The sequence below is a fragment of the Photobacterium sagamiensis genome (genome assembly GCF_050337085.1).
In the GTDB taxonomy this organism is placed as follows: Bacteria; Pseudomonadota; Gammaproteobacteria; order Enterobacterales; family Vibrionaceae; genus Photobacterium; species Photobacterium sagamiensis.
The window spans coordinates 144891-169681 of record NZ_JAKJSP010000015.1; the positions used below are offsets into that span (position 1 = coordinate 144891).

The window sequence follows — 24791 nt, forward strand, 5'->3', positions numbered from 1 at the left end:
AAGGGCCATCCCTATAACGGTTCATAATAAATTGAGAATCGGTGGGAAATTATAATGAAAACGAAATTTAACAATTTAATGGGGAAGCGTTGGATTAAGTTGACGGTTTTGGCCTGCGGTCTAGTGTCTATTGCAACACTACAAGGGTGCGCCGTTGGGCCTAAGTTATACGAGTCGAGTTTTACTGATTATAACGATGCTATCCGTAAGACGTCGGATGGGCAGATGTTGGCTAACCTGGTTCGAATGCGCTACCTCGAATCTCCCATCTTTTTGCAGGTCGCCAGTGTTTCTACCAGTTTTAATATGAGTGCCAATGCGGGGGCCTCAGCTACCATAAATGAGAGTGCAGCGGATGCTTACGGTGTTTCTGCAGGAGCAGGATTTTCCGAAACGCCAACGATCACGTTCTCACTACCGGAGTCACGAGGATACTATGGCCTGCTAATGGCACCTCTGAGCACAAACCAAATAACACAGTTGATAGACGCCGGCTTCGACAGCAGGGATGTAATGCAAACAGCCGTACGTAGAATCAATGGATTGGAAAACCTCTCAATAGATCATTCATTGTATCCAAAACCCCCGCGGACCTATTCGGGTTTTCTTGAAGCATTGGATTTGATTGAGAAGCTCAGTACTGAAGAACTAGCCGAGTTTGCCCCCAGCAGTGCTTTCTCTATCTGGTCGAGCCCGGTCGGTCCAATAAAGTTTGATGCTATGTCCCAGATTGGTTTGCTTGCATCCCAAGTATACGCGCAGAGCGCTTCGGGCGCTGATCTTATAGAGAATGCGAAAGGTCAATGGGAAATGCATACCTTCACTCGTCGTATGGCTTTACGATTCCCTCCAGAGGCAATTTACTCTCCTGATGCTAAGCGCTTGAAGCAACTCCTTCAGCTCGATTCTCAGCGAAATTCCTTCCCGATGCTGGATTTTGAATTCACCTCAATAGAAAAAGGGAGAGCATATGTTGGTGCGTCACCAGCTGCTCTGGACTCAAAGTCAAGTTGGTTGGAAATTGGCATTAGAGGGCGCTCAATGATGGAAATCATGCAGATTGCATCTACCGGAGTAAATATACCTGAAGAAGATGTTAGTGGAGGTATTGTTTATTCAGGAGAGAAAAAGTCCCCAGCTCCGGGAGAATTGGTGTTCGATATAAAGAGTTCAAATGATGAGCCATTAAACGCAGCTTTACGTGTTAAATATCGGGACCACTGGTTTTACATTCCGGACAATGACCTCGAAAGTCGAAAGTCGTTCGCACTGCTTAATGCCTTCTTCGCAGTAACTGCCGGCACTGTACCTGGCGCTAATCCAGTACTAACTCTGCCTGTTAAATAAGACTTATTGAGTAGCTCGCTTTAGCGGGCTGCCTTTTCCACTGGAATTAGAGCAAAAATCCAAGGGCTGCGTTCAAAAAAACGACAGTTAAGGAGAGTAACATGAATAACATTATGATGATTGGAGCCGGAGATCTGGGTGTACGCATCGCAGATATGTTTATTCGCCGTATGCCGCTGCTGTTCAAAACGCAAGGCGCTTACCGGTATGGGACTACAAAACTCTGACTAAGTGGATTTACTCCGGCTGTGTTCGCAGGCCTTTCAGTGGACATATTTAACGTGATTGATATTTCCACTCCATTGGGGGGTGAAAATGGGGTTAGATCTATATTTAAACTTTCTATGGCTCGTACCGTTTACTGCGTGGTTTGCGACTCGTAATAAGTCGCAATTAGTAAGAGGTACAATCACAGGTGTTTCGTTTGGCTTGGTCATCTCCTATGTTTCTGCGGGCTTATATGCCTTGTATTATGCTTGGCCAGCTTCTGAAGTGTTTGGTCAAATAGGGTTTTATTTAAATTTTATCCATGATTTAGCAGGTGTTAGAGTAGCCATTATCCTCCAGTTAATTTCTGCTGAATCCCCTATAACCGACGATCAAAAATTTTTAATAGCAGTAGTCAATACCGTTTTTTGGGGAATCACGTATGGCCTTTTAGGGTTTTTGTGGGGGTATTTTAGAATTAAATACCTAACTCATTGCGGGTTGTAGAGTGATTGGGATTGGGTTGCTATTGAACTGATCCAGTAACTTTGGACATCAAATATCATTTTCTTCAATGGATAATCTATCGGTTAAAAGACAACTTGAATGAGGAATAGCCCTAACTCTGATTAGGGCCGTAGCAGCACATGAAAGAGACTTCAGACTGAATGGTTATGCGGCTTCGCTATCTATTAGTTGAAGCGCGGTTATATTGGGAGAATGAGCGTTAATAGCATCTGATTTGGCATAAGTTCAGGTATTGAAAACCAGCATAAACAGGCTTTGAATGAGTTTTAGCTCTAACGCGTTTTGGGGCAAAAGTGAGGCAAAGCTATCGACCTCATACCGCATGGCTATTCATCATCACTCGTTGAAGCAGTGCCACTGATTTTGCTAGGAACTGGGGAAAGCTTTCTATAAAAGTGCAGCACTAAGACTGAGGTTTAACGGCTTTTCTAACACACAAGACAACCTTAAATCGCAAGATTAAAGCCAAACGCCCTACACGTTTGGCTAACCGAAAGCCTATAGGTTTGATTCAAATATAACGTTAACTGGCACATTACAATGCTGGCAAAATTGCTCCTTCATAACGACTAAATCGGGAATTGAGTAGGCGTTTACCCTGCGGTTTCCTGATTGAATTTTTCCCCCGTTGGTAATGCCTGCTACTTTTTTGAGGTAAGAGCCAAACGCGATAGGGCTTAAGCGACTATAACCTTGCACATTCAGCATGTCACAATACCGAATGTAACTGTTATAGAATGCGGCTTTAGACGCTTTTTTGTCGGCTACAGCTTCAGAGAAGAAGTCGCTATCTTCAAGGCTTCCTTCATCTAAAAGTGCTTGCAGCCATTTTGCTTCAGGTGGTAATGATTCAATAATTTGTTGGTCAGTAGCCGCTGTTTTTGGGGCTTTATGCAGGTTAAAGCGGCTTAAATCGTAGTTTTGCAGAAAGTTGAAAAACTGCCCTATAACCTCACTCGAATTTATATCGGTGTAGAGTGCTTCAAAGTAAGCTGGATCTTGCTTCTTTTGTTCTGAGACTTCTAGAATGAAGAAACGGCGTTCATCGGCTGATTGTGGTACAGCCCAGCAGTTATTGGTACACATCATATAACGGTGAAAACTGGCTATCTCGATGGCATCTTTACCCTTAGCTTCAATGGTCATGGTGCTTTCAGTGATCAAGGTTCGTAACTTACCCGCATCTTTGTTTGAACCGCCCCAAAAGGCTTCTTCTATGGTCACAAACAACTTGTTAGCCAAGTGACTATTGAACGCACCGAAGATATGTTTACTGTCTTGAACCCGAATGGCATGTTGCCCTAATAATCTTTCCATAATTACAGATACCGTACTTTTACCTGTTCCACGGGCTTCTGATTTCAGCACTAAGCACACACCGCTTTTTTGCTCTGGCTTTTGTACAATATCCGCCATCCAAGCCAGTAAATATTCAAAGTGCTCAGTGTTACCATCACAGATGATGTGTTGGAGATGCCACATAATGCTAACTAACTTATCGACACCTTTTACCGCAGTAACCGCAAAACCATCCCACATATTAAGAAAGTGTCCGACTGTTCGACCGCTAGGATCAAAAACCACGCCTTGATAGGTTTTTCGGTTTAAATCTCGCATCCATAGATTAAATGCATTCACTTTTTTGAAAATGGTTTTGTCTCCACTCACAATGGAATATGGCAAGTTTAAATTAGAGTAGAGTTCCCTTTTCTGCGGGACGGCTGAAAAGGTATAACAGGCATTGCCTTTGTGATCAGTAATCTGTTCTGCAATTAAGGTTTTTGAACCATGAATCACCACTGAGTGAGTGGTATTAAACCGCTCTATAACCGTTGGGGTAACGGCTTCCAGTGTGTCTGGTTCAGCCAATTTGCACAAACTCAATAACGAATCATAAGCGAAGAATTCATTGTCACTACTTGCTGATGTTACTCCGCTTGTCTCTTTTTTATTTGGGACAAACGAATCAACAAGGTGTGGCGATTGAATAATTTGGTTAAAACCATCTCGCCCAACCTGATCAACCAAGGCTTGTTCACGCTCTGTGGGTTTATTCCTCGCCCATTCGAAGATACCCTGTTCATTTTGAAACGCTTTGTCAAACAGTGATTTTAAGCCCGCATGTTGGGCTGTTTTAATCGCTGTTGTAGCTGCTAAAGGAAGGTTTTTATTACTTTCATTACCCGTATGATACAGGTAATAGCCGACCGTCAAATCGGCATCATTTAAAGTTGATGCGAAATTTTGCATAACATATTATACTTTTGTCGTTAGCTAGCGGTGATCGGGTGACCAAACTTTCACACCGCTACTGATTAAAAGGAGCCTGCCTAAGTGCAGGCTTTTTGCTTTTTAGGGTTTTGCATTAGTTTTACTCTAAGCTTTGTAACCATCCCTCATAAGTTGAAACGCGCCAGCCTAGGGTTTTATTGCCCGTTCTGAGCGGTTGCGGAAACTTGCCATCCCTCACCCAGCACCAAAGTGTGCGTCTATCCCGTCCGACCAACATGCATACATCCATGATACTCAGTAATTTTTCAGCTTTTAGTTGTCGTGCTTGTTGTAGTTGTTGTTCCAAAGTCATGATTTAATGTCCTATGTTGTTCAATGAGATTTGATTAAACACTCTCGGACATTTACAAAGAACCCCTACCTTTGTAAATGATTAAAATTCAATCGCTTAGGGTTTTATGTTTTCTTGGATATACGCTTCATAAGTATCTTTACTCTCAAAATTACCTTCCATAAGTAACTCATCATGTTCATCATCATTAAAGACTGAAGCAGCTTCTGATGCTTGGGTATATATGCTACGGTGTCCTTTCAAAACTTGAAAAACACGAGTATCAGATACACCAAGTGCATCCCCGATTTCTTTATAAGATTTATTAATTTCAGGGCATTTGAGGTACTCGCTTGGCTCAAATGTGGATGCCTTCGATATTATGTAATTAATAATATCACTATCAGTTACTGTACTTGGTCTTGCATTATTAGTTGTTATTCCAAGCTCATTGGTGAAGTACTTGGCGGCTGTTTTGGCATCTACGCCGTTTCGAATATCTGAAGCATACTTATAAAAAGCCCCAGAAAGATTCTCCCTTAATAGCATTGGAGCTGCTAGTTCAATGGTTTCGGCTAGTTCAACCATATAATTGGCGGCATCATCAATACTCGTTTTTCTCCGCTCATATTTATCATTAATATACTCAGAAGCAACTGGTACTAACCGCTGATTTCCATCATTGTCCATCGTCACTGTTGTTGCTGCGCTAAACTTCTTTATCATTGTTAATACTTCCTGTTAATGTCTGCTTTGATGACTCAATGATTTGTTCACCCACAAATTCAAAGCGGCTTGTTTTTTACCTAAGTGCTGTGAGCGGTTATAGATTGCCATCACTCCACCTAGAGCATGTCCTAATAGTTGTTCCACCACATAAGGCTCAACTTCCATATCATTCAGCATGGTTGCAAACGTTCTTCTCAGATCATGGAATGTCCAATGCTCTTTATGCTCAAGTTTTTTGGATCGAGCTGAACCGAATACACTCACAGTTTCAGGTCGTTTTAGCTCTCCCAACAGATAATTATTATCAGTTTGGTCTAACAAGCTCTGAATGTAGGGCTTTAATACTTCGGGTATTGGACGAACGATTTTTTCATTCGTTTTGCTGTGTTCTTTGGGGACCGTCCACAAACCTTCTTGCAGATCCCATTCTGATATTTGTGAAAGGCGTAGTTCGTGAGTTCTGCAACCAAACACAATAAGTAGACAAGTTAAGTTCTGATAATACCACTGTGACTTAATACCAATACACCATTGCCATACATCCATTAGCTCAGACCATGACAGAACTCGATCTTTTTTCCCTTGACGCTCACCAATATCAGTCACGGTGAGATCATCTAAGGCGTTTGATTTTGCAAACGTACGAACACGGCAAAATCTCAATGCTTGTTTACAGTTTTGCAAGATGTAGCCAGCAGCTTTAGGTGCTGGGCGGTGATAGGTTCCTTTGGTGATATCATCCAGCACCTTTACCCATGCTGCGGTATCGCATTGCTCGACCAATCGATCACCAATATGGGGATAAACATGCCTTTCAAATTGCGCTCGATGCCTAAGATAGTTAGAGCGGTTCTTTTCTGCGTAATTCACCAGCCAATACTCCAACGCTTCTTTTACGGTCACGTTTTTTTTCAGTTCAGTTAGCTTGGCTTGTTGTTGGGTTTTAGGGTTAAAACCGTCTTCTAAGGCAGAACGACACTTCAATGTCTCTGCACGGGCTTTTGCTAACCCCATACTGGGATAACGCCCAATGGTCATATCTTGCTGCTTACCATCATAACGGTAACGAAATACAAAATTGACCTTGCCCGTTTTACGGTGAAACACATACAAACCATCACGATCAGCGTATTTAACCGGGGTGCTATCATGTTTCTTGCCATTTAAAGATTTTAGTTTTGAGTCAGTTATCGGCATTCTTATACCTCTATTGCTTCTGTCCTAACCTGTCCTAACTGATTTTTTAAGTTAGGACACTGTAAGTTATTGTTTAATTAGTGGTTGACCTAAGTGTCCTAACTGTCCTAAATGAAAATGAGTTTGGAAAAACTCTTCTACTTAAGTTCAGTTGAACCCACAAATGAACCCACACTTTGAGCAATATAAACTAGGATAAAGATGGATAGAAGATAACAAAACAGCATGAAATGTAATTAGAAAACAATAGATTAGATTAGGTAATATAGATAACAACAGAAATGAAATAATGGAATTAACTGGCATACGGCATGAACTAAACCGCGAGTTCATCGAATTATTAAGCCCTGGGCTATTCTGGGGCTTTTTTATGCTTGCTATTCCCCTTCTATCCCATTTCACAAATCAAGTCTTGCTTTGAATAGACGGACTTCCCAGCCTTCTTGCCATCATCAACTTCATGATTTTTTCCCATGATGACACTTTCATTATGAATTTTTCGCATCAAGAGTTACGTGAAACATATTGCAACAACAATTCTCATTAAGAAACATCTGTTATGTTCAAAATAAGATCTCTTGTTAATCATCATGCATATGGTGATTTATAGTGAAATGACAAATTTGCCTTCTCATTGTGCGAGATCAATCCCATCCTTCCCCATGAACACCCGACCAAATATAAATCTGTTGATATCGAATTCCTGCGCTTTCCTGCGCTACTTCATATGATAAATACCTATATCCAAAGAATAACTGTGCCAGAGTTCAGATTTCTAAATCATATTTGTTATCAAGGTGAGATATTCGATAAATAGATAATTTCAGTGAAACATCAATAAAAACAGTCGAATCATCTAAAACATGAAAACTAGACAAAGTGGCATTAATTCAGAGATGGATATTAATAGACATTAACAGGTCAAATTTATTACCACCTTTTGATAGGTGACACCAATAAACGCTAACTGACACATATGATAATTACATAAAAACCAGATATCACTCTCAGCAGCTAGATTTTACAAATCACACAAAAAAACAAACAAGCCATTGATTTAAATAAACTATTTAGCATCAACTATATTTGAGTTCGCTTAAATATAGTTAAATACAAGCTTGAATAATAAATCCAATTTCATATGATAAATGCAAACCAATGAAATTTATAAATTTTTAAGGCTAGCAAACATGATTGAAATTAGTGTTGTCATTCCAACCTATAATCGTTCCGACCTACTGTCACACACGCTTACCGCTCTACAGGCACAAACTCTGGATAAAAGCATATTTGAAGTTATTGTTATCGATGATGGAGGCAGTGATAACAGCGAAGAAATCGTCAGTCGTTTTAAACCCGACCTTGACGTAAAGTATTTCTGGCAAGAGGATAACGGTTTTAGAGCAGGAAAAGCCCGCAACATCGGTACCGCGATTGCGGAAGGAAAATATGTTGTCTATGTCGACACCGGCGTATTGCTTTCAACGACTGCCCTAGAAGAACACCTACAAGTACACCGTAATGCCTTACACCCTGTCGCAATCATTGGCTATGTCTATGGTTTCGACCTCGATGCGAAAGGCATTGAGAAAATGAATACTGTTATCGATGCCAATGATGTCGATAGTATCCTCTACCAGCTCCATCAACAAAATGCGTTTGATATTCGCCAACAGCAATATGATGACTTAGGTGAAAACATCGCTAATTGGCCAGCCCCGTTTGACTTATTTTGGACTTGTCATGTCTCTGCAGAAAGAAGTGAACTTCTGAAAGTAGGTTTATTTGATGAAACTTTTCAGAGTTGGGGCGGAGAAGATGTTGATTTAGGTGTTCGACTATTTTTAAATAATAATATGTTCGTCATGAACAAATCTATTTGCTCATTCCATTGGCCTCACCCTAAAGAGGTTGCCGATCATGAAAATTCGTCAAATAGTGCCGCCGAAACCATTCATAATAAATACAACATCTGGCAAACAAGCTTTTATAACATTGTTCATGAAGGCAAGTCTTTACCGTTGAATAAAATCATTCAGATTCACAAAAACAAGCAGAATGTAAGCTACGCGTAGAGAAAAAACCATGCCATGTGTATATGAAAATATTTACCCTATCAATCAAGATAAAGCATCAGCGCTAATTCATGAAAAATACCATGAACATGTTATATTAAGTGAAAACAATTCATTAATTGGTACGCCTCATATCGCCTTCACGCTTGTTCGAGATTCTGATGATTATCACCATGATGTACAACACCAAGAAATAAACAGCGATGACTTCAGAGAATGTATCTCTATTGGCTCAGGAAGCACATTATATTCTGAAGATAACTTAGGTTTTGAAAATCGCTCCGTCAGATTAACCGTTGTTAAAATCAACCAGCAATCGGCTGGCAGAATTACCATTGGTGATAATGTCATGCTGCAAGGCACTGCGATTGTTTGCTATAACGCCGTTGAGATTGGAAACAATGTCTTGTTTGGCCCTCAGGTTACGATTATGGATAGCAGTGGACACCCCATTCGAGACCGAGGTAACCATGATGAGGCTGCTCGCACGACATCGGCAAAGGTCACGATTAAAGATAACGTCTGGATTGGTATGGGGGCAACAATATTAAAAGGCATAACAATTGGTGAAAATAGCGTCATAGGGGCAAACAGTGTGGTTTATGAAAGTATTCCAGATAACTGTATTGCAATCGGCAACCCGGCAAGAATTGTAAAACAGCTATAAGCCCTTGTCCTAAATTAGAATGTTATCATCATCATGACAATAACCATTAGTCACAAAGTCATTAACTCACCGTTATATGCTTTGTTGAAGCTGGCAATTCCCATTTCATTACAAACCGCCATCTTTTCGAGCAAGAGTATTATCGATACTTTAATGTTAGGTAAACTCAGTGCATTTGATATTGCAGCGATTGGTTTTGCATCTAAAGCACAATTAATCATTATCTTTTTTATTATTGGCCTCAGTATTGGCGGCGGTCAGGTAGCCGCTCAATGCTGGGGATCAATAAAGACTGACGATTATAAGTTTAAGAAATCCATCATAATTATATTACTGCTTAGCTTTCTTGCTGCATTGTTATTTTTCATCCCTCTGTCTTATTTCTCTCGAGAGATAATGGCAATGGGTACACAATCAAATGAGATAATAACAAGAGGCAGCGATTACCTTGAAATTACTGCCTATAGCTTATTCTTCTTTGCCTATACATCCACCCTTGCCACAGGCCTGCGCGTGATGCACCAGCCTATGGTCGCCACAGTGATCAGTACGATTGGTGTTGGGCTCAATATTGTCCTTAACTGGCTTCTCATCTTTGGTCACTGGGGAATGCCAGCGATGGGAATACAAGGCGCGGCTATTGGTACCCTGATCAGCGCCATTATTGAAACACTATGTCTCTTTGCTTTCCTGCTGTATCAGCGTCATCGATTGGCCTTTCTGCCCTTAAATCTGTTGAGATCGATTACAGCACAAGATATTAAGACCGTCGCCCAGCTGTCGATGACCGCTGCCATCAACAGCATTGTATGGGCGTTAGGATTATTTGCTTTTCACGCTTTACTGGGAAAGACCGATGCCAATTTATTGATCGCACTTGCCGTCTTAACCCCAATCGAAGCGCTATCAATGGCGTTGCTGATTGGATTATCAAATGCAGCATCAATCATCATTGGTAACCATGTGGGGGCTGACAGGTTTGATCTCGTCAAGACCGATAGCCGCAGAATGCTACAGGTGAGCATTGTTTTTGGCGTAATAACCGCCCTGATTTTATGGGCAACTCAGACAACCGTCATAGATTGGTTTTATGTCGGTACGTCTAGTGCGAGATCGTTAACAGAGCAACTTTACAACATCATGGCGCTATCTATCGTCATTAAAAGTCTGTCGATGATGTTTATCGTCGGTATTTTACGTGCTGGAGGCGATGCGCGTTTTTGTTTATACACCGACATATTTGCTCAGTGGGTTTTCCTATTACCCTGCACCGCTTTTCTCGCTTATACCTTACAACTTGATGCCGTCTTCCTCTACAGCTTAATCATCATAGAAGAAAGTCTGAAAATACTGATTTGCATCGCGCGATTACGATCTGGAAAATGGATAACAAACCTGTCTAAATGTATGAGTTAAGACACTCTCGATGCTTTCGTCCAGAGAAGTCCCTTTCGCCTAATCGGAAAGCAGTGCAGAAGACGATGTTGTCCGGCTTGCAATACAAACAATCCGCCTCCGGTTTCGGCGGATTGTTTAGCATAAACAACTCAAAAAATTAGAGGTAGTCACACAGGTAAGCCGTGGTTTCTGTTACTTTGACTTCAAATGAGGCATCGCCGGGTACTTCAAAATCATCACCCGCGTTAAAGGTGATCCAGTCAACATGACCCGGTAATTTCACCGTCAGTGATCCTTTCACTACCGTCATCCGTTCTGGGGCTGCAGTACCAAAGGTATAATCACCGGGAGCCATAACACCAACACTGGTATGTTCACCATGGGTTTCAAAACCAATGGATTTCACTTGGCCATCAAAATATTCATTTATTTTCAGCATGATATTCCCTATCAATTATTGTTTTAGCGTAAATTTGAAGCTACCACAGTTCATATACCCAAACCACTTCAATATGCCGGGTTCAGCAAGAACTTAGTCGTCTTTCACCAAGACAATACTATGAACAAATAACAACATCACTTCAACGGCTAAAATAATGGCCAAATATTCGCTACAATGATACTTCTGATTATTTGAACGGTGTTACCGGAGAGGGCTAAGAATGAAGAAATATGCACAGTGGATCAGCGTCTTAGGCTGCGTTTTATTGGTGGGATGCTCTGCCCAGGAAAAACAGGGGATTAAAGACGGCTTTACAGAAATCGGCCACGCCACCCGTGATGTAACACGTGAAACAGGCCACTTCTTCCGCGATACCACCAAAGATGTGATTGAAAATGTGAAAGAGGCCACTTCATCGAATGAAGGGTAACTCGGTCTTATCTGCTTACTTCACGGCGATCTTTAATCTTTGTCGTCCAGCGCTTCAAGAATAGAGCAATGGCTGGCATTGTCATCGGCATGGCCGCAACAGGCATCATTAATTTTTTTTAACGCGAGACGGATTCGTGCTAATTCAGCCATTTTAATATCCACTTCATCAAGCTTTGCCTGGGTAATGGCTTTTACTTCCGCACAGCTGTGCTGACTGGCTTCAAGGCGAATATCCAACAGCTCACGAATTTCATCCAAACTCAGCCCAATTGTTTTGGCCCTGAGGATAAAGTTCACCCGTGACAGGTTTTCTTCGCTATAAAGCCGATAGCCGCTTTCACTGCGTGCTGCAGGCTCCAGCAAACCATTTTTTTCGTAAAATCTCAGCGTATCGCTACTGACCTCACACTGTTTTGCAAGCTGTCCAATCAGATACATATTGCTGACTCCTTTGCTTGAAGATAATTTTACTGCACGAAATGGGAGAAACAGCCAAGAGCAAACGTTTGCGTCACTTTTGAATTAATGTAAAATACGTGCTGTCGATGCTGAATCAAACGCCATTAAGGCTCGGTTTTACACGATTTTAACCGAGAATATTTCCCAAAACCAAATACTTTGCTTGGTTTTGGGAAATATCCTATTCACCGTGTATTTAAAGAGATGATAGCAATGGAAAACGCTCGTCCTATTCGCCGTGCGCTAATTAGCGTATCAGACAAAACCGGTATTGTTGAATTCGCTCAAGCCCTAGCCAATCATGGCGTAGAAATTCTATCTACCGGCGGAACTGCTCGTCTACTTGCAGAGCAAGATATCAAGGTAACAGAAGTTTCTGAGTATACCGGCTTCCCTGAAATGATGGATGGCCGCGTAAAAACACTTCACCCTAAAGTACACGGTGGTATTCTTGGTCGTCGTGGCCAAGACGATGCCATCATGGCCGAACACGGTATCGCGCCAATCGACATGGTCGTGGTAAACCTCTATCCATTCGCCGAAACGGTAGCTAGAGAAGGCTGCACGCTGGAAGACGCGGTTGAGAACATCGACATCGGCGGTCCGACTATGGTGCGTTCTGCAGCAAAGAACCACAAAGATGTGACGATCATTGTTAATGCTCACGACTATGATCGTGTATTAGCAGAAATGACGGCTAACCAGGGTTCACTGACCCATGCCACTCGCTTTGATCTGGCTATCGCTGCTTTCGAGCATACTGCCGCCTACGACGGAATGATCGCCAACTATTTCGGTACCATGGTCCCTTCTTATGGTGACCCAGCTCTTCATAAACAAGGGCAAGAGGGTGATGAAGAGTCAAAATTCCCTCGCACTTTCAACCAGCAGTTCGAGAAGAAGCAAGACATGCGCTACGGTGAGAACAGTCACCAAGACGCGGCTTTCTATGTAGAAAAAAATCCACAGGAAGCGTCGGTTTCAACCGCACGTCAAATTCAGGGCAAAGCCCTGTCTTACAACAACATCGCAGATACCGACGCAGCACTTGAGTGTGTCAAAGAGTTCGATCAGCCAGCCTGTGTCATCGTAAAGCATGCAAACCCTTGTGGTGTTGCGCTGGGTGGCAACATCCTGGAAGCCTACGACCGTGCTCACAAGACTGATCCAACGTCAGCCTTTGGCGGCATCATCGCCTTCAACCAGGAACTGGATGCCGCAACCGCGCAAGCGATTGTTGACCGTCAATTTGTGGAAGTCATTATTGCACCGAGCATTTCAGCGGCAGCGATTGAAATTATCGCAACCAAGAAAAACCTGCGCCTGCTTGAGTGTGGCAAGTGGACAACCAAGACGACCGGCTTCGATGTTAAGCGAGTTAACGGTGGCTTGCTGGTCCAAGACCGTGACCAAGGTATGGTTGGTGAAGATGATCTGAAAGTCGTGTCTAAGCGCGAACCAAACCCTGACGAACTACGCGATGCCCTGTTCTGCTGGAAAGTGGCGAAATACGTGAAGTCGAACGCGATTGTTTACGCCAAAGGCAATATGACTATCGGCGTCGGCGCAGGTCAGATGAGCCGCGTTTACTCGGCTAAAATCGCTGGCATTAAAGCCGCGGATGAAAACCTGGAAGTGGCAGGCAGCGTGATGGCATCGGATGCCTTCTTCCCGTTCCGCGACGGCATCGATGCAGCCGCAGAAGCCGGGATCACCTGTGTGATCCAGCCTGGTGGTTCAATGCGTGATGACGAAGTGATTCAGGCAGCAGACGAACACGGAATGGCAATGCTGTTTACCGGTATGCGTCACTTCCGTCACTAAGCAATAGAGACAAGGAAAGAGGATCGAGTTTCTAATTATCAGAAACTCGATTCTAGTAACTCGATACTATTTGCCCACGTTTTTAACGTGGGCTAAAAGGATGTAAGACATGAAAGTTCTTATTATTGGTAACGGCGGTCGCGAACACGCATTGGCATGGAAAGCGGCACAATCGACAGATGTAGAGACTATTTTCGTTGCACCTGGTAACGCAGGCAGTGCGCTTGAGCCAAAAGTCGAAAACGTGCCTATCGGTGTTGAAGACATCAGTGCATTGGTTGCCTTTGCGCAAGAGAAGCATATCGACCTGACCATTGTCGGTCCTGAAGCACCCTTGGTTATTGGTGTTGTTGATGCGTTCCGCGCTGCAGGCTTACCCATCTTTGGGCCAACACAAGCGGCTGCACAGCTGGAAGGCTCTAAAGCCTTCACTAAAGACTTCCTGGCTCGTCATCAGATCCCAACCGCTGAATACCAAAACTTCACGGAGATCGAGCCTGCTCTGGCTTATCTGCGCGAAAAAGGCGCACCGATCGTGGTTAAGGCCGATGGTCTGGCGGCAGGAAAAGGCGTCATCGTTGCGATGACGCTGGAAGAAGCTGAAAACGCCGTGCGTGATATGCTGGCGGGCAATGCGTTTGGTGAAGCCGGCCATCGTGTGGTGATCGAAGAATTCCTTGATGGAGAAGAAGCCAGCTTCATCGTCATGGTTGATGGTAAGAATGTACTGCCAATGGCCACCAGCCAGGATCACAAACGTGTCGGTAACGGTGATACGGGGCCGAATACAGGAGGCATGGGCGCTTACTCTCCGGCCCCTGTCGTGACTCAGGAAATCCATGATCGTGTGATGGAAGAGGTTATCTACCCCACCGTACGTGGTATGGAAGCAGAAGGCGCACCTTATACCGGCTTCTTATATGCGGGCCTAATGGTAATGGCCGATGGCACACCTAAAGTCATTGAGTATAACTGCCGATTTGGTGATCCTGAAACCCAGCCTATTATGCTGCGTATGCAATCTGATCTGGTTGAGCTTTGCTTGGCCGCCATTGATGGCAAACTGGATCAAGCTGAGTCTAAGTGGGATCCACGTGCTTCAGTTGGTGTGGTACTGGCTGCAGGCGGCTACCCGGCAGAGTATGCGAAAGGCGATGTCATTTCTGGCCTGCCTCAGCAAGAAGTAGCTGGTGAGAAAGTCTTCCAGGCAGGGACAGCAAACAACGATGGCGATATCGTGACCAACGGTGGTCGTGTATTGTGTGCAACAGCCATGGGAGATAGCGTTTCTGAGGCTCAGCAGCGCGCTTACGAACTGGCGAAGAAAATTTCATGGAATGGTATATTCTATCGTGATGACATCGGCTATCGTGCCATTGCGCGTGAACAAGAGGCTTAATCGCTGACAGTTTAGCCCCCTGATACAAAAAACGCGCTGACGGCTCTGTATAACGTTCGTCATCGCGTTTTTTTATGTCAGTACTTTATTCCGGCTCTTATGAGGGCAGGTATTACTTATGCCGCAATACCGGAGGGGTAATGCAGGACTGAGTCTCATCTTTCAGGAGCAGTAACTGCTGTGCCACCAGCTCTTTTTTGCGCACCTTACCTGTCACAGCCATGTATCCGGTCTGGGCCTGCTGTCTTAGCTGCCGGGTAACAGAATCAGCTTGTTTGGGCTGGAAAGTCACGTTGAGCTCTTTCTCATCACCACAGCGCAGAAAACGATTGTCTGTCCAGTGGCCCTGGATCAGTGACTGACCTTGCTGATGCTGTTTTTTCACTGTCTCAACCGCAACCTGTGCTTGCCTGGTGAGTTGATAAAGCTGAGAATCCGATAACGGTAACACGGCACCCGCCACCGTATTGCGCTGGAATACCGCGCTGCCTTTTGTGTCATAACGCACACGGAGCGAAAACGACTTCAGGCCATCCTCTTGTAACAGAGTTCCCTGACGTTCAATTTCACGTAATTTGCCTTCCTGCCAACGATAATCCGATTGATAGTCACCATAGTCGCCAGCCATCACCACTTCAGATAATTGAATAGATCGATTTTTCCGATGGGAATACCAGTAGAGCGAAGTCGCATCTCCGGCGGTTTGACCACCAGTCATAGTCTGGAGTGGAACGATAGGATTATCAGGAACTGAGCTGGCTGCACATCCAGCAAGAAGAGATAAGGAAAGGAGAGCAATGAGCCGCTTCATAAAGAAAAATACCGCCAGATAAAGTTACCTGGCGGATTATAGATTACTTCAATGCATCTTTCAGTGCTTTACCGGAAACAAATGCAGGAACGTTTGCTGCTGCGATTTGAATTTCCTGACCAGTTTGAGGATTACGGCCAGTGCGTGCAGCACGGTGGTTCACTTTAAATGTACCAAAGCCAATCAGTTGAATCTGGTCACCTTCTTTCAGCGCTTCGGTAATACCCTCGAGAGTTGATTCCAGCGCTGCTTTAGCTTGAGCTTTAGAAAGATCTGCTTTGTCAGCGATCAGGTCAATCAGTTGGGTCTTGTTCATTTGTTTTCCCTTCTAAGGTTTTTCTTGAGACGCCACAACTCTAATTCAAAAGAAGCCCGTGTGGCAAAGGTTTGTCAGCGATCATGTGCTTAGGTGCGGGCTCTTTAACCATAAACTGAGCGCAAGTTCACAAAATGTTACTTATACCTCAGGTGAAATAGCTGTATTTATTTCCCTTGGCACCGCTTAATATGGCCGTAATTCCATTAATAACTGACAGGTTTGCATGATCCTCCTTACGATTTACATCTCGATTGCGATTGGTGTTTCGTTTATTTGTTCTGTATTAGAAGCGGTATTGCTCAGTATTTCACCAAGTTATATTGGTACTTTACGTCAGCAAAACCACCCGGCAGCACCTCGCCTTGCGGCACTAAAAGATAATATTGACCGTCCGCTGGCGTCTATTCTGACCTTAAATACCATTGCTCATACCATTGGTGCTGCGACTGCCGGTGCTCAGGCTGCGGTCGTTTTTGGTAGCCAGTGGCTGGGTCTGTTCTCTGCTTTACTGACCATTGGTATCTTGCTGTTTTCTGAAATCATCCCAAAAACACTTGGGGCAACATACTGGCGCCAACTGGCTCCGGGATCTGCGACGGTACTGAAATGGATGGTTTGGGCGCTAACCCCGTTTGTCTGGGCATCTGAACAAATCACCCGTCGTCTGGCCCATGGCCATGAGCCGCCTAAACTGCGTGATGAACTGTCCGCCATGGCGATGCTGGCAATAGAGTCCGGGGAATTGGCCGAAGGTGAATCAAAAATTCTGACCAACCTGCTGCAGTTCCGGGATGTCAGTGTCACGAAGATCATGACACCGCGCCCGGTGCTATTTCGCGTAGAAGCAGAACAGTCGATCAATACTTTTTTGACCGAGCACAGAGATAGTCCGTTCTCGCGTCCACTGGTGTATAGCAAGCAAAAAGATAATATTCTGGGTTTTGTCCACCGCTTAGAACTGTTTGCCGCCAGTCAGGCTGGCCACGCTAATAACGAGTTAGGTACCCTGATGCGCCCGATCCCGGTCGTACTGAATACCGCCAGTGTCCCGCAAGCCTTTGAGCGAATAATGAAAGAACGCTCGCAACTGGTATTAATTGTTGATGAATACGGCACCGTTCAGGGGCTGATCACTCTGGAAGATATTTTTGAAAGTTTGGTTGGCGAAGAGATTGTCGATGAAGCCGATAAAAACACCGACATGCAGCAGCTGGCTTATCAACGCTGGGAAAAATGGAAAAAACTACACGGCGTGATTGAAAGCAAAGACGACGAGTGATCGTGATGAACAACACCATCACAAAGGGGCCATGAGGCCCCTTTGTGATCACGGTTGAACACCCGACAAGCAATGCTTATCTCGTCAGCACCATACTGAGTTAAGCTACCACCGCTCGCGTAGTTTTATTCACCATTCGAGACCATACCAAGCCCACTACCAATACGCTCATTGTTGGCACAACCCATCCCGCATAGTAATGATACAGCGGTAGTTGATGTTTCAGCACCTGATCCACACCTTCGGGCATGCGGTCCAAAATATGGACGGCATCAAGACAGCCGAAAACCAACGCCGTCCCCACCGTCACCAAGCCCATGCTCGGTGCTAGCGCTTTCCTGACCGGTGCAATCAATAACAGGGCTATCGCAATAGGATGCAAGGCAACCACCGCCGGCAACGTTATGGCAAGCAACTGATCCAAACCGATATTCGCCACCAAGCCAGCCAGAATCATTGTTCCCCATACACTACGGCGGTATGAAACCGCCGTGAAGGTAGTACTATAAAATTCACTGCCAGCGGTAGTAACACCGATAGCGGTCGTTAAACACGCCAATATCATCACTAAACCCAGCAACATGGTACCGAATACGCCGAAATGGTGATTAGTAAATGCCGTCAAAATCTCACCACCATTGGTAAAATCTGTTCCTAAATCAGCGCTGGTCGAACCGATGTAGGCCAGCGACAAGTACACCGCAGCCATGGCGGTCGCATACATCACTGCGGCAATAAAGGTGTATTTAGCGGTGGCTTTCGGACAGTCCACACCCATACTTTTGATCGCGCGGAAAATTACCCAACCAAATCCGATCGAGCCCAAGGCATCCATAGTCATATAGCCTTGAGTCAAACCTTCCGCCAACGCACCATCAACATACGGACCTTTCGCCTGCATCACTTGACCAGCAGGAAACAAGAACGCAAAAGCCGCCATGACGGCCAGAATAGCCAATAAGGCTGGGGTTAGCCATTTACCAATGGTGTCGACCAATTTACCCGGAAACAATGAGAACAAAATGGTGATAACACAGAACGCGATTGAGAACGGCACCAACACATCACCACCAATAAATGGCGCAAAGCTGAACTGGTACGCCACTGTGATGGCGCGAGGAATAACAAATGCAGGTCCAATCACGATGAACACCATGACCCAAAAGCTAGTCGCTAAAGGACGAGGTAAAGCAGCTGTCAGGTTATCAGAACCTTTAACCAAAGCGACGATAATCAACGCCAACGCTGGCAGCCCCACACCAGTTAACAGGAAACCCGCCATGCCCGATAGGAAATGTTCACCGGCTTGAAACCCCAAGAATGGCGGAAAGATCAAGTTCCCAGCCCCTAAATACATGGCAAAGGTCATGAATCCTAAGGCTGCGATATTGCGCCCGGTTAATACGTTGGTAGACATAATGTTCCTCGATACAGCTGCTTGTTTAAGCTTGGAGGAAACTAGAAGGGAACTTGAATGTAGAATATTACCCTGCCAGCTTCTTCACAAGCCGACAGAAAAAAGATATAGCCTGTCAGCTCCGAATGAGATTCAGAGAGAGCAGGAGGAGCGCGCACGCAACAATAGCAACATAGTGGCTATTGTTTGCTGAGACTGAAGGCTTGAATGCTTTCATACGGCGTCCTACTTCGACAGGTTGAATATATTCCGACAGCCTCATTTGCCATCGGAGTTGTCACTGTTATATACGCTCTAAGACTCTTCGCACAAGACAGCAGAATCAAATAAGTTGATTGGGTTGCACATAAACCAACAAGCAGTTAATAACACCATAAATCTGGCGCGCAAGCAGTTTTATTGACTTAACAATATTGCAATAAGCGATTCGATAAGAAGAATGTCCCTCCTTCTGCAACAGTAAGATCAAAGGGGGCAAATACAAAAAAGGAGCCTTCCGGCTCCTCTTTTCCAATTCGATGATTCAGCTTACAGCTCAATACCAATATTACTGACTGGCTCATCGCGTAATTCTTCACGCAGGCTTTTGATCAATTCGATATCGCGTCGTTCCGCTTCTTTCAGGGCACGGAAGATGGCCCACTGCACATCCCATTCTTCGCAAACGGCTTCGCTTTCTTTTTGATTTTCGTCGGTAATTTCGACACCCGTCTGAGCAAACTCAAGATCAGCGACGGTTTCAGCAGACAAACTGCTAAGCTTATTGACTGTCTCGAGCATCAAATCACGATCAAGCATGGCATGAAGTAGATCAGCCAAAGCGGCGCAGGCATCAATCGCCGGGTTTACCGCGTAGATATCAAAGTCATCGGCACTCGGTACCAGGTCTTCCAGCTTTTCCAGCTGATTTTCAAAGTTAATCTTGGCACTTTTTACCGTTAAGATCTCCCAGATACTATCAAGAATGATGCGGTATTTTTGTGCCTCCGCAAACTCCGTTTCCTCACAAAACAAGGCAAAATTCGGATACATTCGTTCACACAGTGAGACCATAAAAGTAAGGTGTTGCCACGGTTCTAATTTTTCTAAGCGAAGCTGAACAGGATTCTTTAGCATGGGATAATCTACGATAGTGATTTGCACTGGAGTTTAATGCATAACTCATCAGCACAAAAGGAAAAGCAATGAACAAGGTACTGATCGTCTCCCGCCAGAAGGAAACTTATCAACGGCTGATCCAGCAGGCGCAATTGCCACAGCTTGAGATCACCGATGATCCCAGGCTGGCTGCGATTATTTTAGCAGATCCGCCCAAAATCGCCGCACACCTCAATGATTATCCGGCTCTGTGCTGGCTGCAATCGACCTTTGCCGGTATCGATGCCCTGACCAAACCTGCTTTGCGCCAGGACTATACGCTAACCAATATTCGCGGTTGCTTCGGGCAACTCATCACCGAATATGTGATTGGCCTGACACTGGCTCATACCCGTCATTTTGCTCTCTACCAACAGCAGCAAAAACATCGGCAATGGCAGCCCCATCGCTATTCGGCGTTAAGCAACAAAACCATGGTTATTTTGGGAACGGGGACCATAGGTAGCCATTTAGCCCAAGCCGCGCATACAATGGGACTACGGCTCATTGGCGTGAACCGCTCGGGTGAACCGGCCAGTCACTTGTTTGCCCATACCTATCCGTTATCCGAACTCCCGCAAGCGCTAACTCAGGCCGATATTCTGGTATCCACCCTGCCCGCAACAACAGCGACCGACAACCTGCTCAATGCCACCAGCCTAAGCCACTGCCAAAATACGCTACTGTTTAATGTAGGACGTGGAAATGCGGTTTGTGAAGAAGGATTGCTGTCCGCTATCGAGCAAGGTCATGTTGCCCATGCTTTCCTGGATGTTTTTAAGCATGAGCCACTTAATAACCAGCATCCTTTCTGGCAGCACCCTAATATAACGATCACCCCGCATATTGCCGCAGAGAGCTTTCCTGAACAGGTGTTCGACGTCTTTGCCGCTAACTATCTGCGCTTTATCCAGCGGCAACCATTGATGTACCAAATTGACTTTACACGTGGCTATTAGGAACGCAGGCGTAGGAAGAAGGTAATTATGGCATCGCAACAACTTGATAACCTACTGGATCAAATACGCCGCTGCGAGATCTGCAAAGATCATCTCCCGCTAGGCCCGCGTCCGGTGATTCAAGCAGCCAGCAGTGCTGGGGTGATGATTGTTGGCCAAGCGCCGGGAACCCGTGTCCATGAAACCGGGATCCCATGGAACGATCCGAGCGGTGATCGCCTGCGTTGCTGGTTAGAGCTCGACAGAACGACTTTTTATGACCCAAAGCAGATAGCCATTATGCCGATGGGACTGTGTTATCCGGGCAGGGGTAAATCCGGCGATCTCCCACCACGTCCGGAATGCGCACCGCAATGGCACCCGCGAGTATGGCCATTGCTGCCCAATATCGGCATGACCTTGCTGGTTGGCCACTACGCGCAGGAGTGGTATTTGAAAGACAAGCCGAAAACACTGACAGAAACAGTCAGAGCTTGGCGGCAGTGGGCCCCAAAATATATTCCGATGCCGCACCCATCGCCACGTAATATCCGCTGGCTGAAAAACAACCAGTGGTTTGAGGAAGAGGTGGTGCCGTATATCAGGGAGTATGTCCACCAGCATTTGGGAGTGTAGAGGGGCTAGTTTCGAGAAGCGATAAAGGAGGTCCTATGGTCCTGCAAGACAGGCTCTACGAACCAGTATTTGAAGTAAAGCTATTGCTTTTTCTCGACTCTCAAACCAAGTCACTCGCAACTGCTTATCCATAGGGTCTCAGGGCCATAGCACCGCTCTTACCGATAAATAAGCCCACGCAATCACTTGCACGGGCTTTTCAATGCTTTTCCTAGGATCTAGCAACCCAGGATCTCGTACCTGGTTCTATTTATGATACGGCTTAGACAGCTCGTGCACCGCATCAACAAACACACCGGCATTCTCTGGCGGCACATCCAGGTGGATACCATGGCCAAGGTTAAATACATGGCCGGTACCTTCATCACCATAACCTTCAAGAATAGTCGCCACTTCTTGGCGAATACGCTCAGGTTGTGCATATAGAATCGAAGGATCCATATTGCCCTGCAGGGCAACTTTATCGCCTACTCGACGGTTTGCATCAGCAATGTTAATTGTCCAGTCAAGGCCAATTGCATCACAACCTGTTGCCGCGATTTGCTCTAACCACATGCCACCATTTTTGGTGAACAGGGTCACTGGCACGCGACGACCATCGTTTTCACGGATTAAGCCATCAACAATTTTGTGCATATAACGCAGTGAGAACTCGTTGTAATCACGAGGCGTTAATACACCACCCCAGGTATCAAAGACCATCACAGACTGCGCACCCGCTTTGATCTGGGCATTCAGGTACTCAACCACGCTGTCAGCCAGCTTATCAAGCAGCAGATGCAGTGTTGCCGGTTCGGCATACATCATCTTTTTGATCTTGGTGAATGCTTTCGAGCTACCACCTTCAACCATGTAAGTCGCCAGTGTCCACGGGCTACCAGAAAAGCCGATTAACGGTACTTCACCCTGCAGATCTTTACGGATCTGACGCACTGCATTCATCACATACTGCAGCTCACCTTCCGGATCCGGCAAACCGATTTTATCAACATCGGCTTTACAGGTAATAGGACGCTCAAACTTCGGACCTTCACCGGCTTCAAAATACAAACCCAGACCCATAGCATCCGGAATAGTCAGGATATCAGAAAACAGAATAGCAGCATCCAGAGGGAAACGGCGCAGTGGCTGTAAGGTCACCTCACTGGCTAATTCAGCATTCTTACATAGCGACATAAAGTCACCTGCAACACTACGTGTAGCTCGGTATTCTGGCAAATAACGGCCAGCCTGACGCATCATCCATACTGGTGTGCAATCTACCGGCTGCTTTAATAACGCACGTAGGTAGCGGTCATTCTTTAATTCGCTCATTGAGGACTCCATGGATAAATTCTGCGACGTATTGTAGCACTCCCCGGCTGCAACAAAAGAGCCCAATTGTTAAGCCGGTCATATTTATTACAACAATTTCTTCACCATATTTGCGACATAGCAGTCAGCCGTGATACAAAATCTGCGCGCTAGCAATAATAAGAATATCTTGCTCGTCGACGAGCATGTAACTGCACCTTCCCCCTCCTTTAGGAGGTTTTTTTTATGCTACTTTTTTTCATCAGCGCTAAGGTATGGTTTATCAACTGACGGGCTATCGTTCCTTCCGGCGCGACAGGTGGCAAACTATCAGCAGATACCCATATCGCGTCACTCAGCTCTTCATAATCCGGCTTGACTTCGCCACTCTCATAATCAGCTAAAAAGCCCATCATCAGATTAGAAGGGAAGGCCCACGGCTGACTACCGAAGTAACGGATATTGGCCACTTTAATTCCGGTTTCCTCTTCGACCTCACGAGCAACACATTGCTCCAGGGTTTCACCGGCTTCAACAAAACCGGCTATTACCGTATACATACCTGTCTTATGGCGAGGGTGCTGAGCAAGCAACACTTTATCTTGTTTTCTGACCGCAACGATCACACACGGCGACACTCGAGGATAATGGATACGCTGACACTGCTGGCATTCCATCGCTAATTGCTCAACTGCCAGCTGACATTGTCCGCCACAATTGGGGCAATACGTTTCGGATTGCTTCATGTGCGATAGCTGAGTCGCTTTTCCGGCCAGATCAAACAGCTCACCATCAATACCCAATAATTCTCTTTGGCTATAAAAATCATCGCTATGCGTATTGTCATGAGCCTCTAGCCAAAAAACAGGGTGACCCGAGTATTCACCAATCCAGCGTGCATCGTCACAATTCAAACCTAACTCTGATTCTGTCATCAGAGGAAGCGTATGGTTGACCAGATACAATTTGCGATCTTTTACGACGCACCAATACACTAATTCTCGTTTTTTTAACATCAATGTCACATCCATCCTTGCAGGGTATCGTTTTTACTGGCAATCTAAACTTTATAACGGAATATGAATCCGTATAACAAGGCTCTCTTTTTTAAGAGATTCACAGGTGTAGTATTTAGTAACTTGGTTTTTTAATAACGTTTGTTTTTCGTAACCACCGTTACTGTACTGATAGATCATGAGGGTATGGCCATGTTAAGTAAATTCGAGCAAGTTCAGCAACAGTGGGGCGGCACCAGCGATGTCATCGATCACTGGCTGATGTCCCGGCAGCAATTACTGATCGACTACTGTAAACTGGCAGGTCTGCCTCCTTTTGAAAACAATTCACGCCAATTACCAACCTCCAGCCAATTACAGCTCTTTTGCCAACAAGTTGTCGACTATATCTCTGCCGGCCATTTCAAAATTTATGATATGGTCATGGACAAGTGGAAAACCACGGGCTATTCACCCACCAAAGAAATCTCACAACTTTACGCCAACATCACCCAAACCACTGATCCAATTCTTAATTTCACTGATCGTTATTGTGCTATTGATGATAACGATACGCTAGCCGATTTAGATCGAGATCTTTCAGGTATTGGTGAGTTGCTTGAGCTGAGATTTGAGCTTGAAGATACTCTGATTGAACTAATCAGCGAAAGTTTAGCCTGCCCACCCGGCGCTTAATTT

General features: G+C 45.0%; 25 protein-coding genes. 13 read left to right on the forward strand and 12 right to left on the reverse strand.

Annotated features, from left to right (window positions below):
* Positions 1–54: 54 nt before the first annotated feature.
* The 3 genes from L4D76_RS06380 (at position 55) to L4D76_RS06390 (ending at position 2061) form a co-directional block, all read left to right on the forward strand.
* A complete protein-coding gene (locus L4D76_RS06380) occupies positions 55–1347 on the forward strand; it encodes a hypothetical protein (RefSeq protein WP_428440081.1) in 1293 nt (430 codons plus the stop codon).
* Between the two features lie 101 nt (positions 1348–1448).
* Positions 1449–1574, forward strand: a complete 126-nt coding sequence (locus tag L4D76_RS06385; RefSeq protein WP_428440082.1) for a hypothetical protein — start codon at positions 1449–1451, stop codon at positions 1572–1574.
* Positions 1575–1662: 88 nt separating this feature from the next.
* On the forward strand, positions 1663–2061 hold the full coding sequence (locus tag L4D76_RS06390) for a hypothetical protein (RefSeq protein ID WP_428440083.1): 399 nt from the start codon (positions 1663–1665) through the stop codon (positions 2059–2061).
* Between the two features lie 519 nt (positions 2062–2580).
* Here the strand turns inward: L4D76_RS06390 and L4D76_RS06395 are convergent.
* From L4D76_RS06395 to L4D76_RS06410, 4 genes are all read right to left on the reverse strand, one after another.
* The gene (locus L4D76_RS06395; protein WP_428440084.1) at positions 2581–4332 is read right to left on the reverse strand and encodes a DUF5906 domain-containing protein; all 1752 of its coding nucleotides are present in this window, start codon (positions 4330–4332) and stop codon (positions 2581–2583) included.
* 121 nt (positions 4333–4453) lie between these two features.
* On the reverse strand, positions 4454–4666 hold the full coding sequence (locus tag L4D76_RS06400) for a helix-turn-helix transcriptional regulator (protein WP_428440085.1): 213 nt from the start codon (positions 4664–4666) through the stop codon (positions 4454–4456).
* A 96-nt stretch (positions 4667–4762) separates the two neighbouring features.
* On the reverse strand, positions 4763–5371 hold the full coding sequence (locus L4D76_RS06405; protein WP_428440086.1) for a hypothetical protein: 609 nt from the start codon (positions 5369–5371) through the stop codon (positions 4763–4765).
* A 15-nt stretch (positions 5372–5386) separates the two neighbouring features.
* Positions 5387–6571 (reverse strand): tyrosine-type recombinase/integrase, encoded by a 1185-nt coding sequence (locus L4D76_RS06410; protein ID WP_428440087.1) that lies wholly within the window; start codon positions 6569–6571, stop codon positions 5387–5389.
* 1190 nt (positions 6572–7761) lie between these two features.
* On the opposite strand from L4D76_RS06410, the gene L4D76_RS06415 reads away from it, so the two are divergent.
* From L4D76_RS06415 to L4D76_RS06425, 3 genes are read left to right on the forward strand one after another with little or no spacing between them, the layout of a single operon-like run.
* Positions 7762–8646 (forward strand): glycosyltransferase, encoded by an 885-nt coding sequence (locus L4D76_RS06415; protein ID WP_428440088.1) that lies wholly within the window; start codon positions 7762–7764, stop codon positions 8644–8646.
* A 10-nt stretch (positions 8647–8656) separates the two neighbouring features.
* Positions 8657–9313, forward strand: a complete 657-nt coding sequence (locus L4D76_RS06420) for an acyltransferase (protein WP_428440089.1) — start codon at positions 8657–8659, stop codon at positions 9311–9313.
* Between the two features lie 33 nt (positions 9314–9346).
* On the forward strand, positions 9347–10729 hold the full coding sequence (locus L4D76_RS06425; RefSeq protein WP_428440090.1) for an MATE family efflux transporter: 1383 nt from the start codon (positions 9347–9349) through the stop codon (positions 10727–10729).
* 139 nt (positions 10730–10868) lie between these two features.
* Here the strand turns inward: L4D76_RS06425 and ppnP are convergent, their stop codons facing one another.
* On the reverse strand, positions 10869–11150 hold the full coding sequence (ppnP, locus tag L4D76_RS06430) for a pyrimidine/purine nucleoside phosphorylase (RefSeq protein ID WP_428440091.1): 282 nt from the start codon (positions 11148–11150) through the stop codon (positions 10869–10871).
* Between the two features lie 223 nt (positions 11151–11373).
* Between ppnP and L4D76_RS06435 the strand changes: the two genes are divergently transcribed.
* Entirely contained in the window at positions 11374–11583 is a 210-nt protein-coding gene (locus tag L4D76_RS06435; protein ID WP_428440092.1) for a hypothetical protein, read from the forward strand.
* Positions 11584–11615: 32 nt separating this feature from the next.
* On the opposite strand, the gene zntR is transcribed toward L4D76_RS06435, so the two are convergent.
* A complete protein-coding gene (gene zntR / locus L4D76_RS06440) occupies positions 11616–12023 on the reverse strand; it encodes a Zn(2+)-responsive transcriptional regulator (protein WP_428440093.1) in 408 nt (135 codons plus the stop codon).
* A gap of 234 nt (positions 12024–12257) precedes the next feature.
* Between zntR and purH the strand changes: the two genes are divergently transcribed.
* On the forward strand, positions 12258–13868 hold the full coding sequence (gene purH / locus L4D76_RS06445) for a bifunctional phosphoribosylaminoimidazolecarboxamide formyltransferase/IMP cyclohydrolase (protein WP_428440094.1): 1611 nt from the start codon (positions 12258–12260) through the stop codon (positions 13866–13868).
* A 109-nt stretch (positions 13869–13977) separates the two neighbouring features.
* A complete protein-coding gene (gene purD / locus L4D76_RS06450) occupies positions 13978–15267 on the forward strand; it encodes a phosphoribosylamine--glycine ligase (protein ID WP_428440095.1) in 1290 nt (429 codons plus the stop codon).
* A 112-nt stretch (positions 15268–15379) separates the two neighbouring features.
* On the opposite strand, the gene L4D76_RS06455 is transcribed toward purD, so the two are convergent.
* On the reverse strand, positions 15380–16078 hold the full coding sequence (locus L4D76_RS06455; protein ID WP_428440096.1) for a DUF1481 domain-containing protein: 699 nt from the start codon (positions 16076–16078) through the stop codon (positions 15380–15382).
* 43 nt (positions 16079–16121) lie between these two features.
* Positions 16122–16394: a nucleoid-associated protein HU-alpha gene (hupA, locus tag L4D76_RS06460; RefSeq protein ID WP_107284603.1), complete on the reverse strand. Its 273-nt coding sequence runs from the start codon at positions 16392–16394 to the stop codon at positions 16122–16124.
* Positions 16395–16620: 226 nt separating this feature from the next.
* Here hupA and L4D76_RS06465 point away from each other — a divergent pair, with 226 nt between their 5' ends.
* On the forward strand, positions 16621–17676 hold the full coding sequence (locus tag L4D76_RS06465) for a CNNM domain-containing protein (RefSeq protein ID WP_428440097.1): 1056 nt from the start codon (positions 16621–16623) through the stop codon (positions 17674–17676).
* A 100-nt stretch (positions 17677–17776) separates the two neighbouring features.
* Here the strand turns inward: L4D76_RS06465 and brnQ are convergent, their stop codons facing one another.
* Together brnQ and L4D76_RS06475 are read right to left on the reverse strand one after the other, a co-directional pair.
* Positions 17777–19093 (reverse strand): branched-chain amino acid transport system II carrier protein, encoded by a 1317-nt coding sequence (brnQ, locus tag L4D76_RS06470; RefSeq protein WP_428440098.1) that lies wholly within the window; start codon positions 19091–19093, stop codon positions 17777–17779.
* 528 nt (positions 19094–19621) lie between these two features.
* Positions 19622–20209, reverse strand: coding sequence for a YjaG family protein (locus L4D76_RS06475; RefSeq protein WP_428440099.1), 588 nt, complete (start codon positions 20207–20209; stop codon positions 19622–19624).
* Between the two features lie 68 nt (positions 20210–20277).
* Between L4D76_RS06475 and L4D76_RS06480 the strand changes: the two genes are divergently transcribed.
* Positions 20278–21189: a D-2-hydroxyacid dehydrogenase gene (locus L4D76_RS06480; RefSeq protein WP_428440100.1), complete on the forward strand. Its 912-nt coding sequence runs from the start codon at positions 20278–20280 to the stop codon at positions 21187–21189.
* 27 nt (positions 21190–21216) lie between these two features.
* Positions 21217–21804 carry a uracil-DNA glycosylase family protein gene (locus tag L4D76_RS06485; protein WP_428440101.1) on the forward strand — a complete coding sequence of 196 codons (588 nt, stop codon included), beginning with the start codon at positions 21217–21219 and terminating at the stop codon, positions 21802–21804.
* 246 nt (positions 21805–22050) lie between these two features.
* On the opposite strand, the gene hemE is transcribed toward L4D76_RS06485, so the two are convergent.
* Together hemE and nudC are read right to left on the reverse strand one after the other, a co-directional pair.
* On the reverse strand, positions 22051–23118 hold the full coding sequence (hemE, locus tag L4D76_RS06490) for a uroporphyrinogen decarboxylase (protein WP_428440102.1): 1068 nt from the start codon (positions 23116–23118) through the stop codon (positions 22051–22053).
* Positions 23119–23327: 209 nt separating this feature from the next.
* Complete coding sequence (gene nudC, locus L4D76_RS06495) at positions 23328–24113, reverse strand: NAD(+) diphosphatase (RefSeq protein WP_428440103.1); 786 nt, start codon at positions 24111–24113, stop codon at positions 23328–23330.
* 192 nt (positions 24114–24305) lie between these two features.
* Between nudC and rsd the strand changes: the two genes are divergently transcribed.
* A complete protein-coding gene (gene rsd, locus L4D76_RS06500; RefSeq protein ID WP_428440104.1) occupies positions 24306–24788 on the forward strand; it encodes a sigma D regulator in 483 nt (160 codons plus the stop codon).
* Positions 24789–24791 lie beyond the last annotated feature (3 nt).